Annotated in this window: 13 protein-coding genes; 5 read left to right on the top strand and 8 right to left on the bottom strand. The window is 69.4% G+C overall.

The features are described from left to right. Positions 1-209: 209 nt before the first annotated feature. From A6I89_RS13395 to A6I89_RS13425, 7 genes are all read right to left on the bottom strand, one after another. Positions 210-1,643 carry a lipase maturation factor family protein gene (locus tag A6I89_RS13395; protein WP_022595977.1) on the bottom strand — a complete coding sequence of 478 codons (1,434 nt, stop codon included), beginning with the start codon at positions 1,641-1,643 and terminating at the stop codon, positions 210-212. A gap of 44 nt (positions 1,644-1,687) precedes the next feature. Further along, positions 1,688-2,674, bottom strand: a complete 987-nt coding sequence (locus A6I89_RS13400) for an LLM class F420-dependent oxidoreductase (RefSeq protein WP_022595978.1) — start codon at positions 2,672-2,674, stop codon at positions 1,688-1,690. 24 nt (positions 2,675-2,698) lie between these two features. Beyond that, positions 2,699-3,091 (bottom strand): YchJ family protein, encoded by a 393-nt coding sequence (locus tag A6I89_RS13405; RefSeq protein ID WP_022595981.1) that lies wholly within the window; start codon positions 3,089-3,091, stop codon positions 2,699-2,701. 8 nt (positions 3,092-3,099) lie between these two features. Continuing rightward, entirely contained in the window at positions 3,100-4,467 is a 1,368-nt protein-coding gene (locus tag A6I89_RS13410) for a metallopeptidase TldD-related protein (RefSeq protein ID WP_022595982.1), read from the bottom strand. A 25-nt stretch (positions 4,468-4,492) separates the two neighbouring features. Then, complete coding sequence (locus A6I89_RS13415) at positions 4,493-6,043, bottom strand: TldD/PmbA family protein (protein ID WP_022595984.1); 1,551 nt, start codon at positions 6,041-6,043, stop codon at positions 4,493-4,495. Positions 6,044-6,110: 67 nt separating this feature from the next. Further along, positions 6,111-7,631, bottom strand: coding sequence for a DUF1254 domain-containing protein (locus tag A6I89_RS13420; protein ID WP_022595985.1), 1,521 nt, complete (start codon positions 7,629-7,631; stop codon positions 6,111-6,113). A 108-nt stretch (positions 7,632-7,739) separates the two neighbouring features. Next, on the bottom strand, positions 7,740-8,375 hold the full coding sequence (locus A6I89_RS13425; RefSeq protein WP_022595987.1) for a TetR/AcrR family transcriptional regulator: 636 nt from the start codon (positions 8,373-8,375) through the stop codon (positions 7,740-7,742). A 164-nt stretch (positions 8,376-8,539) separates the two neighbouring features. On the opposite strand from A6I89_RS13425, the gene A6I89_RS13430 reads away from it, so the two are divergent. Continuing rightward, positions 8,540-9,142, top strand: a complete 603-nt coding sequence (locus A6I89_RS13430; RefSeq protein WP_005513167.1) for a hypothetical protein — start codon at positions 8,540-8,542, stop codon at positions 9,140-9,142. Positions 9,143-9,212: 70 nt separating this feature from the next. Here the strand turns inward: A6I89_RS13430 and A6I89_RS13435 are convergent, their stop codons facing one another. Continuing rightward, positions 9,213-9,863 (bottom strand): hypothetical protein, encoded by a 651-nt coding sequence (locus A6I89_RS13435; RefSeq protein ID WP_005513165.1) that lies wholly within the window; start codon positions 9,861-9,863, stop codon positions 9,213-9,215. 213 nt (positions 9,864-10,076) lie between these two features. Here A6I89_RS13435 and A6I89_RS13440 point away from each other — a divergent pair, with 213 nt between their 5' ends. The 4 genes from A6I89_RS13440 to A6I89_RS13455 all read left to right on the top strand — a co-directional run bounded on the left by A6I89_RS13440 (position 10,077) and on the right by A6I89_RS13455 (position 14,186). Next, on the top strand, positions 10,077-10,568 hold the full coding sequence (locus A6I89_RS13440) for an FxsA family protein (protein WP_013416060.1): 492 nt from the start codon (positions 10,077-10,079) through the stop codon (positions 10,566-10,568). Between the two features lie 12 nt (positions 10,569-10,580). Continuing rightward, a complete protein-coding gene (locus tag A6I89_RS13445) occupies positions 10,581-12,182 on the top strand; it encodes an amidohydrolase (protein WP_022595988.1) in 1,602 nt (533 codons plus the stop codon). Then, positions 12,172-13,803: an apolipoprotein N-acyltransferase gene (gene lnt, locus A6I89_RS13450; protein WP_060934560.1), complete on the top strand. Its 1,632-nt coding sequence runs from the start codon at positions 12,172-12,174 to the stop codon at positions 13,801-13,803. Before A6I89_RS13445 ends, lnt begins: the two co-directional genes overlap by 11 nt. Before the next feature lie 158 nt (positions 13,804-13,961). After that, positions 13,962-14,186 carry an MbtH family protein gene (locus A6I89_RS13455; protein WP_022595992.1) on the top strand — a complete coding sequence of 75 codons (225 nt, stop codon included), beginning with the start codon at positions 13,962-13,964 and terminating at the stop codon, positions 14,184-14,186. The last annotated feature ends 201 nt before the right edge of the window (positions 14,187-14,387 follow it).

Below are 14,387 nucleotides of genomic sequence, written 5' to 3' on the forward strand. Positions count from 1 at the left end.
GTCATCGAGCGACCCTACCGAGTGCGACCGACAGTTCCGTATGTCCGCGCCAGCGGCCGCCGACTGTCACAGTGACGAAAAGTGGTCATGGAGGGAGTACCCGCCGGGCCGCGGTGGTGTGGCGACTTTGCCGCTCCGCCTTCCCGGGTCGGTCACGGCGCTAACTGTCATTAGCGTGAGGTGGGTGCGCGCGGCCGGGAACCCGTTCCTCAACGCGCTTCACGCCGCGACACCGGCGGCATGAACTCGCCCTCGAGGGTCCGGTGCCACCACGCGCCGGTCTCCCGGCGTTCGGCGGGCGTGGTGAAGCGGTAGCGGTACATCCGCGCCCGGATCACCGCCGGGGGAGCGTCGGGAAACGGATTGTGGTGCAGGAGCTTCAGCACCGCGTCGTCGCCCGCGAGTAGGCGGGTGACGAATCCGCCGAACCACGAGGCCGCGTAACCGGAGGAGATCGCGGCGAACCACATCAGCCAGTCCAGCCGCAGGTGGTAGGGCGCGAACTGGCGGGGACGGCGACGCAATCCGCCGGGTTTGCCCTTGAACTCGTATTCACGCCACTCGGTGTCGGGGGTGATGTGTTCATCGGTGGTGCCCTCGACCACGATTTCGCGTCGGACACGGGTGATGTGGCCGAACGCTCCGTACGTGTTCACCAGATGCCACGGATCGAACGACGCGTTCATCATCTGATGGCTCGAGAACAGGTTGCGGGCGGGCCGATAGCTCAGCGCCGCAATCGCCAGCGTGAAGGCCACCACGACACTGACGAACCACGGCGGTGACGACGCAATCTCCGACGGCGACGACACCGGGAGCACGAACTCCCAGAACCCGTCGGGCAGCACCGACAGTCCGAGCACGATCGCGAGCCAGTTGAGCCACGCGAAGTTCCCGCTCGCCACCAACCACAATTGGGTGACCACCATGATCGCGGCCGCGCCGCCCGCGACGGGCTGCGGAGCGAAGAGGAAGAACGGCACGATCAGCTGCGTGAAGTGGTTGCCGGCCACCTCGATCTTGTGCAGCGGCCGCGGCAGGTGGTGGAAGTACCAGCTCAGCGGCCCAGGCATCGGCTGGGTCTCGTGGTGGTAGTTCAGGCACGTCAGATCCCGCCAGCACGGGTCGCCGCGGATCTTGATCAGGCCGGCACCGAACTCGAGCCGGAACAGCAGCCACCGCAGCAGCAACAGCGTCAGCAGCGGCGGGGCGGTGTCCCAGTTCCCGACGAACACCGCGAGCAATCCCACCTCGAGCAGCAGCGACTCCCACCCGAACCCGTACCAGAGTTGGCCGACGTTGACGATCGACAGGTACAGCCCCCACAGCAGCAGCCAGCCCAGCATCGACAGCGGAAGCGGCAACCGGTCCACCAGCCCGAGCAGCGCGAGCGAAGACAGCACCACCCCGGACCACGCCACGATCGCGTAGAACCGGTCGGAGTAGTGCAGGTGGAAGATGCTCGGCGAGCGCTGCCAACGGCTGCCGGCGATGAACCGCCTGATCGGCAGCATCCCGTCGTCGCCGATGAGAGGTCTGAACTGATTGACCGCGACGAGGAAGGCAGCAAGATAGATGGCGGCGAGCCCCTCCTTGAAGAGCAGCCGCGACAGCCAGTAACCGTCCGCGTCGAACCACACCACAGCAGGCCTCTCTGCTGTGGACGCTACTCGCTCCCGTCAAGCGCTCACATCAGATGAGGAAGCACTTCCTTCTCGAGGAGTTCGAGACCGGACGGGTCGTACGCCGCCTCGGGCACGTAGAAGATCGCGTACTCGAGGCCCTGCTTCTTCAGCGCCGTCAGGTTCTCGACGATCTGCTCCGGCGTGCCGACGGCCGGTAGCCCGCGGAACGCGTTCAGCGACGCCTCGGCCTTCTCGGCACCGACGACCGGTTCGAGCCGCGCCCGCAGCGCCTCGAGGCGGTCCTGTACCTCGGCCTCGGTGCGGCCGATCGCGACGTTGTAGTTCGCCGACCGGGTGATGGCGTCGAAGTCGGTGCCGACCTCCGCGCAGTGGCGCCGCAGGATCTCCGACTTGTGCGCGAACACCTCGGGGGTGCCGTCGAAGTTCGTGTACTGCGCGTACTTCGCCGCGATCTTCAACGTCACCTTCTCGCCGCCACCGGCGATCCACAGCGGGATGCCGCCGTCCTGCAGTGGCAGGGGGCGGACGATCGCGCCGTCCACCTGGTAGTGCTTGCCGTCCAGAGTCGCGGCGCCGGTGGACCATGCCTGCCGCATGATCTGGACACCCTCGTCGAGCCGGCCGAGTCGCTCGCCCGCCGACGGGAAGCCGTAGCCGTAGGCGCGCCACTCGTGCTCGTACCAGCCGCCGCCGATGCCCATCTCGACCCGTCCGCCGGAGATCAGATCGGTCGTCGCCGCCACTTTCGCCAGGTAGGCGGGGTTGCGGTAGCTCATCGCGGTGCACATCTGCCCCAGCCGTACCCGCTCGGTGACCGCCGCGAACGCCGCCATCAGCGACCACGCCTCGTGCGTCGCCTCGTCGGTGGGCTCCGGGACGGTGTGGAAGTGGTCGTACACCCAGATCGACTCCCACGGACCGTTGTCGGCGCGCAGCGCGACATCGCGCATCACGCCCCACTGGTCGGCGGGATCGATGCCGACGAGGTCCAGTCGCCAACCCTGGGGCACGAAGAGTCCGAAACGCATGACAGGATCCTGTTCTCTAGAGGTTTACTGCACGGCGTCCACGTACAGCCATCGTCCGTCCTCACGGACGAACGTGCTGTGTTCGCGCATCGATCCGCGTGTCCCGTGGTCCACATAGTGCGCGACGAACTCGACGGTGCCGGTGCGGTCGAGGAGACCGCCGCCCGACGTGGTCAGCACGTCCAGTCGGCGCCACACCTGCTCCGGGTCGAGGTCCAGCCGTTTCGGCCTGGTGTCCGGGTGCCACGTGCGCAGCAGATAGGCCTCGTCGCCGACGGCGAACGCGCTGTAACGCGACCGCATCAGCTGTTCCGCGGTGGGCGCCTCGGCCGTCCCGGAATGGAAGCGGCCACAACACCGGCCGTACTGCTCACCGGACAGGCAGGGACAGCGGTCGTCGTCGGAGATCGTCGGCATCGGGACCCTCACTGTGCCTGGCTGACGGAAGACATGTGGAAGTCGGGAATCCGCATCGGCGGCATCGCGGTTCGCGTGAACCAGTCCTTCCACTCCCGAGGCAGTGTCGGCTCGGTCGCGCCCACCTCGGTGACCCGCCGCAGCAGATCCAGTGGGCTCTCGTTGAACCGGAAGTTGTTGACCGCGGCGGTCACCGCGCCGTCCTCGATCAGGTACACGCCGTCGCGGGTGAGACCGGTGAGCAGTGCGGTGGCGGGGTCGACCTCCCGGATGTACCACAGCGTCGTCAGCAGCAGGCCGCGTTCGGTCCGCGCCACCATGTCGTCGAGCGTGGCCGCCGATCCGCCGGTCAGCAGCAGGTTGTCACCCGGCACGGCGGCGGGCGCATCGAACTCGGCGGCCGCCGCACGCGGGTAGGCGAGCGCGTTGATCACGCCGTCCCGGATCCAGTCGACCCGTCCGGCGTCCATCCCGTTGTCGAACACCGACAGCGTGTCGGACGAGGAGGTGGTCGCGACGAACGGGGTGTAGCCCAACCGGTCGGCGTGTGGATCCGAATAGAGCGTCAGCGGAATGTCGGTGAGTCGCTCACCGACCCGGGTGCCACCCCGGCGGGAGAACGCGGTGTGCCCCTCCTGTGCGCCGCGGCCCTCCATCGCCCACATCAGCGGGATCATCAGGTCGGACACCGCCGACGGTGGCAGCACCGTCTCGTACCTGCCGGCCGGCAGCGCCACCGTTCGGTCCGACCAGCCCAGCCGGGTGTCGAGGTCGGCCAGCAGCTTCGGCACGGACACGTCGGTGAAGTCGAGGCTCGCCGAACCCACCCAGGCGCTGGCGTCGCCGCGCTTGCCGTTGATCTCGATCGACCCGGTGGGCTGGGTGTACCGGCGGCGCACCCCCGCCGATGTCCCGAGCCACGTGGAGTGGACCTGGTGGTGCGCGAAGCCGTAGAGCCGGTCGGCCCCCGCGAAACCGTCTGCGAGACCGGGCACCAGACCTTCGAACACCTCGACGCCCGGGCTCGCCGGACCGTCGGCCCAGTCCACGCCGCCGACGCCGTCCCCGGCCGGGAGGTCCATGGCGTCCTCGGCGGGCTGAGCCGAGCGGGCCGCGTCCTCGCTCGCGCGCACGACGTCGGCGATCGCACCGGCGTCGACCGTCGACGACGTCACCGCACCGACGCGTGCGGACCCGTCGGCGGAGCGGATCACGGACAGCACGGTCCACGACCTGGATGTCGAGACCCCGTTGGTGGTCATCGAATTGCCGGCCCAGCGCAGCGACGCCTCTGCGGCGTCGGTGACCAGCACCATCGCCTCGTCGACCGTCGAGAGCGCGAGGGCCCGCTCGACCAGTTCCTGCGCGGGGATCATCGGCCGCCCTCCGGCTGAGTCATGGTCACTGCCCGCCCTCCACCCGCGTGTTGAGTACGTTGACGCCGCGGAAGAGCGCCGACGGGCAGCCGTGGCTCACCGCCGCGACCTGCCCGGGTTGCGCCTTGCCGCAGTTGAACGCGCCGCCGAGCCGCCACGTCGACGGGCCGCCGACCGCCTCCATCGACCCCCAGAAGTCGGTGGTGGTGGCCTGATAGGCGACGTCGCGCAGTTGGCCGTCGAGTCGGCCGTTCCGGATCCGGAAGAACCGCTGGCCGGTGAACTGGAAATTGTAGCGCTGCATGTCGATCGACCAGCTCTTGTCGCCGACGACGTAGATCCCGTTCTCGACACGGGAGATCAGGTCGGCGGTGCTCGGGTCGGATCCCGGGTCCGGCTGCAGCGACACGTTCGCCATCCGCTGGATCGGCACGTGGTGCGCGGAGTCGGCGTACGAGCAACCGTTGGATCGGTCCAGCCCCAACCGCGGCGCGAATACCCGGTCGAGCTGGTAGCCGACGAGCACGCCGTCGCGCACCAGGTCCCAGCGCTGCGCGGCGACCGCGTCGTCGTCGTATCCGACGCTCGCGAGCCCGTGCCGTTCGGTCCGGTCGGCGGTCACGTGCATCAGCGGGGTGCCGTACTGCAGGGTGCCCAGCAGGTCCGGGGTTGCGAAAGAGGTTCCCGCGTACGCCGCCTCGTACCCGATGGCGCGGTCGTACTCGGTTGCGTGCCCGACGGATTCGTGGATGGTCAGCCACAGATTGGTGGGGTCGATGACGAGGTCGGTCGGGCCGGCCTCGACGCTCGGGGCCGCGACCTTCTCCACCAGCAGGCCGGGGATCTCGGCCAGTTCGGCGTCCCACTCCCACCCCGCACCGGTGAGGTACTCCCAGCCCCGGCCGACCGGCGGCGCGAGTGTGCGCATCGTCTCGAAGGTTCCGGCATCGGAGTCGACGGATGTGGCCTCGAGTTCCGGATGCAACCGCACGCGTTGCTGGGTGATCGTCGACCCGGCGAGGTCGGCGTAGAACGTCTGCTCCTTGACCTGCAGGCAACTCGCGGTGACGTGGTCGACGCCGTCCGCATCCAGCAGACGGCGCGACCAGTCACCGAGTAGCGCCACCTTGTCGGCCGTCGCCACGGTGAACGGGTCCGTCACGTAGTCCGAGACCCACACCGCGCCCGGGTAGACCGGTTCCGGCGCGAGCTCCACCCGTTCGCGGTTGAGAGCGCGGAGCGCACGAGCGACCCGGACCGCTTCCGCCGCCACGGCGGCCGCAGTGTCCGACGTCAACTGCGCGTGGGAAGCGAATCCCCACGTGCCGTCCACGATCACGCGGACCGCGAAGCCGGTCTCGGTGCCGTCCTCGACCGCCTGTACCCGCCCGTCCCGCAGGCGCAGCGACTGCGTGACGGTGCGGTGCACCCGAAGATCCGCGTGCTCCGCTCCGGCTGCTCGAGCCACTGCGAGCGCTGCGTCGGCGAGGGCGCGCAGGGGGAGCGCGGTGAATTCGTCGTCGACCGCGTGCGGGGCGCGGTCCGAGTGGCGGGCACCGCCATGCGTCACGATCACCGGGTCAGTCTAGAGCGCGGCAGCGCGACGAAGGTCCGCCCCGGCACCCTCGCCGCGCCTGGGTCGACTAGCCCCCGGACCGGACGATGCACGGCATCGCATACCCGCCGTCGATCAGCCCCGCGGTGGGCCCGTAGAACCGGGCCGCCAACTGGAATCCGTCCGACGGTGCGGTCGGCAGCCAGTTGCGGGCCTGCTCGGGATCGGTGGGCCTCTCCGGCTGCAGATAGAACGTGAGCTTGCCGTCGACCACGGCGTAGTCGCCGGCCTTCAGCAGTTCACTGGTCGCGCTGTACCGGTTCACCGGGTTGTCGATGAAGTAGCCGGCCGAGTCGTACACCGGCAACTCCCAGAACTCGGTGGTCGGCGGCAGATCGTTCACGTCGAAGGTGAGCGTGTAGTCGTACTTGCCCTCGAGCGGACGGCCCTCGCTGTCGTCGAAGATGTAGGCGATCGTGTGCGACTCGTACGGGACGGGGGTGCCCCAGGCGACGTCGTCGGCGCCGGCCTTGGCGACGTAGTCGAGGTCGTCGAAGAACAGGCTCGACTGCAGGCGCCAACCGTTCATGTCGACCTGCGAGGACTCGAAGGCGTCCTTGGCCTCGCGGCGGGCACGGGTGAAACCATCCTCGATGGCGGCCTTCTGCTCGGCCGAAACCTCCTCGGGCTCGAAGATGGTGCCTTCGCGCAGCCCCAACTTCGCGAGCCGGTCGAGCGTGTCGGTCTCCTTGACCGAGTCGGTGCGCCTGGTCAGCGACGGATCGTTGATCGACAGGCTCAGCAGTTGCAGGTAGTCGATGGGAGTCATCGACTTGCCGATGGCGGAGATCTGATCCATCCGCGGGAAGGTTCGGTAGTCGCCCTTGACGACCGGCTGCTGGTCGAGCGGGGGAACCTTGCCGCCGTTCGCCTCCCACTGCGCGAGCGGCGCGGCGAGCACCCCGGTCACCGTCTGCCGGGCGGCGGCCATGTCCTGTTCGTCGCGGGTCGTCACCGCCACCCGGACCGCCAGCGTGAACGAGTTCGACGACGCGCGGATGATCTCGGTGCCGCGGAAACCGCTGGGCAGCTTCCCTTTCCAGTCGGGTCCGACGATCAGGTACCGCTGCGGCGCATTTCCGGTGAACTGTGAGCCGGCCTTGAAGAAACATTCGACGTTCTGGTCGGTGGCCTGCACGCTCCAGTACCGGCCGTCCGTGACCGCCGGGGTCTCGACCACGATCGGGTCGTCGGAGATGTCGAAGGCGCCGCCGGAGTACAGCGTCGATGCGTTCACCGTGGTGGCGTAGCGGGTCTTCGCGTCGAACAGGTTCAACTGTGGCTGGACCCGGTTGATACCGCGGTATGCCGGTTGCCCCTCGAGTTCGGTGAAGACGTGCCGCAGTTCGTAGTAGCCGGCGATGTTGAGGCCCCAGTAGAAGGCTTCCTCGGACAGGTCGGCGATCTGCTCGGTGGACAGCGCGGGGTCGATCAGGGCGTGCTCGGTCGACTGCGCGGCGGACGGTCCACCGCACGCAGTGATCAGCAGCAGTGCCGAGGCGCCGGCAGCGGCGAGAGCCGTCGAACGGGAGTGGGGGCGAAGCTTCATCGAAAATCCTCTCACGGTGTAAGACAGAGTGACTTAACTTGCGGGCAGCGGGAGACCGCACGCGGGGGCGCGGTCGAAAGACGGGGGAGAAGGGGTAGGCCGACCGGGTCAGGGCGCCCGCAGGTAGGCGGCGGCTCCCGCGACGAGGGTGTCCACCGCGACCGTGGCCTGGGCGCCGGTGATCTGACGATGTTCGAGACGTCGTTCCACGTCGGCGAGAACAGCGGTCACCAACCGCTTGAACTGCTGGATTCGTTCCATCCGGTACGACTCGTCGAGGTCGCCGAGTCGTACGAGCAGCTCGGCGGTGATGGCCTTGACGCCACTGTTGTGCCGGTCGTCGAACGGTTCGAAGTCGCCGGCGCCCTCGCCGAGGTAGCGGTGCACGAAGCGGGCGTACGAGCTGCCTCCGCCGGTCTCGACGACCGCGTCACCCAGCGGCCGGATGTACGCCTCGACCAGATCTTCGAAGGTGTGCTCGTCGCGGGCGGCGAGCATCTCGAGGCGGCGTCGGTTCAGCGGGACGAGACGGAAGTCGTACAGCGCCTGGATGAGTGCCGCCTTCGTCTTGAAGTGGTACTGGACCGCCGAATGGTTGCGCTGCTGCGCGCCCGCGCCGATCTCGCGCAGCGACACGTTCGCGACACCTCGCTCCGCGAAGAGGCGTTCGGCCGCGACGAGCAGCCTGCGCTGGACGTCGGACAGGACCGACTCGACGTCCGTGCCGGATGCCGTCGACGTCATGCCCACTCCTCTCGGGTCCGACGCCCCTGCGGCGCGGTTAAGTCACCTTGTCTCACCGATGCGGCGCTTCCCAGGGAGGCTCCCACTGAGAGGGATGCCGGGCATGCCCGAATCGTTCGGTTACGTTGGGATACATGGTGGGGAGGCGGAAACACGCTCGACGGATGCTCGCCGCGACCGTGGCGGTCCTGGTGCCGGCGGCCCTGGTTTCCACGGGGTGCTCGAGCAGCGACGACGGCGAACGCACTTCGTCCGAGGCGGGATTCACTCGGCAGGAGGGCGGTAGGGCGCTCGACCTGCCGGATCCGGACACGGCCACGGCCAGTCGGCTGGAACTCGGGATCTCGTGGACGGGCGGCGCGGTTCTGCCCGCCGAGGGTGCCACGACGTGCCGTCACGTCACGTACTCGCGGGGCAGCGAAGAGTACTGGGAGTACGAGGTGGAGTCGAGCGACTTCGCCGACTACGACGGCGGGGGAGAGTTACCGGGACGGGACTTCGCGGTGCGCGCGGCCCTGGGGATCCGATCCGCGGAGGCCGATCGAACGGACGCGGTCGACATCGTGTTCTCGGGTCCCGGTGGCAGTCACCACCGCCTCGGCGGTACCCGGGAGGACGGACTCTCGCTTGCGGTGAGCGCCGACCACATGACGCTCACCTTCATGATCAACAGCCTGGCGACGAGCATCGACCGCGAGCCGCGGTGGACGGCGGCCGCGGGAACGATCCGCTGCGACGAGGTGGAGGAAGTGACGTCGGGCACCTGAGTCGGTGCGGCCGAAACGAGAAGTCCCCCGCCGAATCACCGATTCGACGGGGGACTTCGACTCCGAGACGCTACGCGGTGAACTGCCCCACCGTGCCGAGCGCGGTGCAGGTGACGCCGGACTCGTACCCCACCTGCCCGAACATCGCGGCCAGCACGTTGCCCTCACCGGTCTCGACGGTCTTCGACAACGTCGGCACGTTCGCGATCGAGTCGTCGAGCGGTACCACGCCGCCCTTGAGGGTCGTCGTGTTGAACCACGCGACCTGCAGATCCGACTTCTTCGGGATCCCGAGATGCGCCGGCAGTGCCTGGAAACGCAGCTGGCCGCGTTCGACCCACGGGGGCAGGGGGAAGTTCGGCCCGGACTGCGCGCTCGCCACCGTCACCGTCATCGGATTGTCGGCGACACCGCAACCGAACGTCGGGGCGGGGAACAGGAAGTCCTTCGCGGTGGTGGTGCCCACCTCCTGGCCCGTCACTCCCTCGATGACCTCGGTGACGCCGGGCGTGGCGAGCAGCCCTCCCAACAGATCCTGGGGTAGCGGGACGTTCTTGGTCAGGTCGCCGAGGAGCGTCTGCAGCGACGGCGGCGCGGCCGGTGCAGGCGCGGCATTCGCCACGCCCGAGAACACGACGGCTCCCGCGGCGGCGGCCGCAACGGTGGCGGTGACACGGACGGCCAGACGGCGTGCGGCGGTGCGCCCGAAGCGTCGTGACATGTGAACTCCTCCCTGAGTGACCAGCCCTCCCAGCCGATCTGTCCTGGTACTGCACCACGCCGGAAGTCTCTACGTCAACTTTAGGGTTAGACCGTTACCGCATCGACTCCGATGCCGGCGAGCGGACGTGGGAGCATTTTCGGGTCGCCGATCGTTGAGCAGACAGAGCATTCCGCCGCCCCCGGCGGTCCGCGCCACCGAAAGGATCAACCGATGATCGCCGCACTGTTCGTTCTCTACGTCGTCGTGGAGGTCGGTGTGCTGATCTGGGTGGGCAGCACGATCGGCGTCCTGTGGACCGTGCTGCTGCTCATCGCCGGATCCGCTGTCGGCATGGTGCTGGTGAAGTCGCAGTGGCGCGCCGTCATGGCCGGCTTCCGCCGAGCCACCCGAGGGGAGACGTCGCCGACCGGAGCGGTCGCCGACGGCGCGATGGTTGCGGCCGGCTCCGTGTTGATGTTCGTGCCGGGGCTGGTGACCTCAGTGTTGGGGCTGCTCATGCTGCTGCCGCCCACCCGATGGGCGCTGCGCCCGGTCGCGGTCCTGCTCGCCGGCAAGCGCGCCAACGTGACCTTGGCAGGCGTCGAGTTCGCATCCCGCACGGCAGGTGCACGGCGTGGAACCGTCATCGACGGCGAAGTCGTGGACGTGGACCCGGACTTCGGCTCCGACACCCCGACCCAGGGACCCCGCGCCCTGCCGTAGCAGGCAGACTGGATGCTCGTGAGTACCCAACTGTTGGTCGGCGGCCGCATCTACAGTCCCAGTGCCCCCGACGCCACCGCGATGGCCGTCACCGACGGCACGGTCGTCTGGACCGGCGAGGACCGTCCGGGCCGTGCCCTGCACCCGGACGCCGAGGTGATCGACCTCGACGGCGCGTTCGTCACTCCCGGCTTCGTCGACACCCACGTCCACGTCACCGCGCTCGGCCTGCAGTTGACGGGCCTCGACCTCGGGGGAGCCCGCAACCGGTCCGAATGCCTGGAGCTGCTGCGGCGCTTCGCGAGCGAGCACGACGACGCGGTCGTCTGGGGCCAGGGCTGGGACGACAGCACGTGGCCCGACACCGCCCCGACCACTGCAGATCTGGACGCCGCCGCACCCGGCCGGGCGGTGTACCTCAGCCGCGTCGACGCGCATTCCGCGCTGTGCTCGACGCCGTTGCGTGCCGCGACGCCGGACCTGACCGCGGCCACCGGGTTCACGCCGGACGGTGCGCTCTCCGCCGACGCCCACCACCTGGTCCGCGACCGGGCCCGGGCGCTGTTGACCGAGACGCAGCGCGCGAGCGCCCGCCGTGCGGCCCTCGACCACTGTGCGGCCCGGGGCGTCGTCGCCGTCCACGAGTGCGGCGGTCCCGCGATCGGCGGCCTCACCGACTTCCGCGAACTGCTCGCGCTCACGCACGGGGTCGAGGTCCGCGGCTACTGGGGTGAGGCGGTCACCACTGCGGAGGAGGCCACCGAGCTTCTGGCCCACACCGGCGCGCACGCCCTCGGCGGCGACCTGTTCGTCGACGGCGCGCTCGGGTCCCACACGGCCGCACTGGTCGAGCCGTACCACGATTGCGCCGGCCGTCACGGGAACCGCTACCTCGACGTCGACGCGGTGGCGGCGCACGTGCGCGCCTGCACCCTTGCCGGGATCCAGGCGGGCTTCCACGTGATCGGCGACGCCGCGATCCGCACCGCCGTCGCGGCGTTCGAGACCGTCGCGAACGAACTGGGCGGACCTGCCGTCGCCGCGCGCGGCCACCGGCTCGAGCATCTCGAGATGGTGACCCCCGAGCAGGCCGCCCTGCTCGGCAGCTGGGGCGTGATCGCCAGCATGCAACCCGTGTTCGACGCCCTGTGGGGCGGCACCGAGGGCATGTACGCGCAGCGCCTCGGCGCCGAGCGGGCCGCGCGCATGAACGCGTTCGCCCCCATCGCGTCGACGGGCATGTCGCTGGCCTTCGGCTCCGACGCGCCGGTGACTCCCGCTGAACCGTGGGCGATGCTCCGCGCCGCCGTCAACCACCGCACTCCGGGCAGCGGGGTGTCGCCGCGCGCGGCGTTTTCCGCGGCGACGCGCGGCGCGTGGCGGGCGGGCGGTGTCCGCGACGGTATGGCGGGCACCCTGAACCCGGGGGCTCCCGCGTCCTACGTGGTGTGGGACGCCGACGAACTGGTCGTGTCCGCTCCCCAGGACTCCGTCCAGCGCTGGTCGACGGATCCCCGCTCCCGGGTGCCGGCGCTGCCTCGCCTCGAGGACGACGCCCCGGTGCCGGTGTGCCTGCGTTCGGTGCATCGCGGAGTCACCGTCCATGAAGCGTGACCGGTCTGCCCTGACGGCGACCGCACGCGACGCCGCACTCGCCGTCGCTTCGGGCCTGCTGCTGTTCGCGAGCTTCCCGCCGCGACCACTGTGGTTCCTCGCCCCGGTCGGCATCGCCCTGCTCACCGCTGTCCTCACCGGTTACGGCTGCGGCGGGCGCACGCTGCGTGCCGGGTTCGGCTACGGCTATCTAGCCGGTCTCGGTTTCCTCGTCCCGCTGCTGCCGTGGATCGGCGTCTACGTCGGCCCGCTGCCGTGGCTCGCGCTCGCGGCGGCCGAGTCGGTCTTCATCGGTTTGTTCGGCCTCGCCGCGGTCCTCGTCACGCGCCTACGGACACCGATCTGGGTCCTGGCCGTCGCGGTCGCGGCGGTGTGGAGCCTCACCGAATGGCTCCGATCGTCGCTGCCGTTCGGTGGATTCCCTTGGGGCCGGCTGGCATTCGGCCAGCCGGAGGGCTGGTTGCTTCCGCTGGCCGCGCTCGGCGGTGCGCCGCTGCTCAGCTTCGGGGTGGCCGTCACGGGGACGGGCCTGGCGGCCGTCGCCTTCACGGCGTGGCGCCGCCGGCCGTTGCGGGCCCTCGCAGGTCCGGTCCTCGTCGCGTGCGGCGCCTCGATCGTGGCCGTGGCCACCGTGCCCTACGTGCACACCGATGCGGACGGCGACCGAACCGTCACCGTCGCCGCGATCCAGGGCAGCGTGCCCCGGCTCGGCCTCGACTTCAACGCGCAGCGTCGCGCGGTGCTCGACAACCACGTGCGGCGCACCTTCGAGCTGGCCGACGACGTCGCCGCCGGCCGGCAGCCGCAGCCGGACCTGGTGGTGTGGCCCGAGAACGCGTCGGACATCGACCCGTTCCGGAACGCCGACGCGGCCGAGGAGATCACCGCTGCGTCCGAGGCGGTGGGAGCGCCGATCCTGGTCGGCGCCGTGCTCGTCAACTCCGACGGCACCACCACCAACTCCGTCATCGTGTGGGACGGGTCCGCCGGTGCGGGCGAGCGGCACGACAAGCGGATCATCCAGCCCTTCGGCGAGTACCTGCCGTACCGCGACTTCTTCCGGTTCTTCTCGGAGTATGCCGACAAGGCCGGCAACTTCGTGCCCGGCGACGGCAACGGTGTCGTCCACGCCGACGGCATTCCGGTGGGTGTCGCCACGTGCTACGAGGTCGCGTTCGACCGCGCTCTCACCGAATCGGTGCGGGACGGCGCGGAACTGATCGCCGTGCCCACCAACAACGCCACCTTCGGTGACACCGAGATGACCTATCAGCAGTTGGCGATGTCGCAGGTACGGGCCGTCGAACACCGGCGCGACGTCGTCGTGGCGGCCACCAGCGGAGTCAGCGCGATCATCGGTTCCGACGGCTCGGTGCTGCAGAAGTCGGAGCTCTTCGTGCCGGCGGCCCTGGTGTCGGAGGTGTCGCTGCGCACCGAGACCACGCTCGCCACCCGACTCGGACCGATCCCCGAGTACCTCCTGAGCCTGGGTGCGCTCGTCGCGCTCGCCCTGGCAGTCGTCGGCGGGCGTCGCTCGAGGAGCACGTCGGGCGGCCACGCGGATCCAGAGACCGACCGGACGGTGACGGAAACCGCCCGGCGGGGTCCGGGCGAAGCCTGATCCACCCGGCGGATTCACCGAAAACGCCCCTGCACCGTCTCGATGTCGGTGCAGGGGCGTTTTCGCGCGCCTAACATGGTGTAACAGCCAGCGTCCGGCGGTCGAACTAAAGAATGGTGTGCATCACATTTCGTCGACAACGATCGAGAGGTGAGACGGTGACCAATCCGTTCGACGACGCCGATGCCGAATACCTGGTGCTGGTCAACGAGGAGAACCAGCATTCACTCTGGCCCGCCTTCGCGGACGTTCCGTCCGGCTGGGCCGTAGTGCACGGCCGGGACACGCGCCGCGCCTGCGTCGCCTACATCGATGCGCACTGGACCGATCTGCGGCCGCCGGCAACGGTCGTCGCATCGGAGCATGATTCGTCGCTCGGCTAGGCGCGGGACGAGCGCCGCGACCCCCTTCGGACCGACCCCGGACCACCGCCCGGGACCAACCGGACCGAAGGGTCAAATACCACTATCTACCAGGCCATATGAGCAACCTTCACGGGTCCGGAAACCGTCCGTGCGTGTTGTGGATCTTGATATGGTGTGGTCCCGATGCAACCAGGGCATTCTGCTCGCAGGGGGCGTGTA

The sequence above is a fragment of the Prescottella equi genome (assembly GCF_002094305.1).
Lineage (GTDB): Bacteria > Actinomycetota > Actinomycetes > Mycobacteriales > Mycobacteriaceae > Prescottella > Prescottella equi.

Excerpts from the sequence above, each read along its gene's own strand:
- lnt (WP_060934560.1), top strand. The coding sequence starts at position 12,172 with ATGAAGCGTGACCGGTCTGCCCTGACGGCGACCGCACGCGACGCCGCA.
- A6I89_RS13445 (WP_022595988.1), top strand. The coding sequence starts at position 10,581 with ATGCTCGTGAGTACCCAACTGTTGGTCGGCGGCCGCATCTACAGTCCC.
- A6I89_RS13425 (WP_022595987.1), bottom strand. The coding sequence starts at position 8,375 with ATGACGTCGACGGCATCCGGCACGGACGTCGAGTCGGTCCTGTCCGAC.
- A6I89_RS13420 (WP_022595985.1), bottom strand. The coding sequence starts at position 7,631 with ATGAAGCTTCGCCCCCACTCCCGTTCGACGGCTCTCGCCGCTGCCGGC.
- A6I89_RS13410 (WP_022595982.1), bottom strand. The coding sequence starts at position 4,467 with ATGATCCCCGCGCAGGAACTGGTCGAGCGGGCCCTCGCGCTCTCGACG.
- A6I89_RS13440 (WP_013416060.1), top strand. The coding sequence starts at position 10,077 with ATGATCGCCGCACTGTTCGTTCTCTACGTCGTCGTGGAGGTCGGTGTG.
- A6I89_RS13430 (WP_005513167.1), top strand. The coding sequence starts at position 8,540 with ATGCTCGCCGCGACCGTGGCGGTCCTGGTGCCGGCGGCCCTGGTTTCC.
- A6I89_RS13405 (WP_022595981.1), bottom strand. The coding sequence starts at position 3,091 with ATGCCGACGATCTCCGACGACGACCGCTGTCCCTGCCTGTCCGGTGAG.
- A6I89_RS13400 (WP_022595978.1), bottom strand. The coding sequence starts at position 2,674 with ATGCGTTTCGGACTCTTCGTGCCCCAGGGTTGGCGACTGGACCTCGTC.
- A6I89_RS13435 (WP_005513165.1), bottom strand. The coding sequence starts at position 9,863 with ATGTCACGACGCTTCGGGCGCACCGCCGCACGCCGTCTGGCCGTCCGT.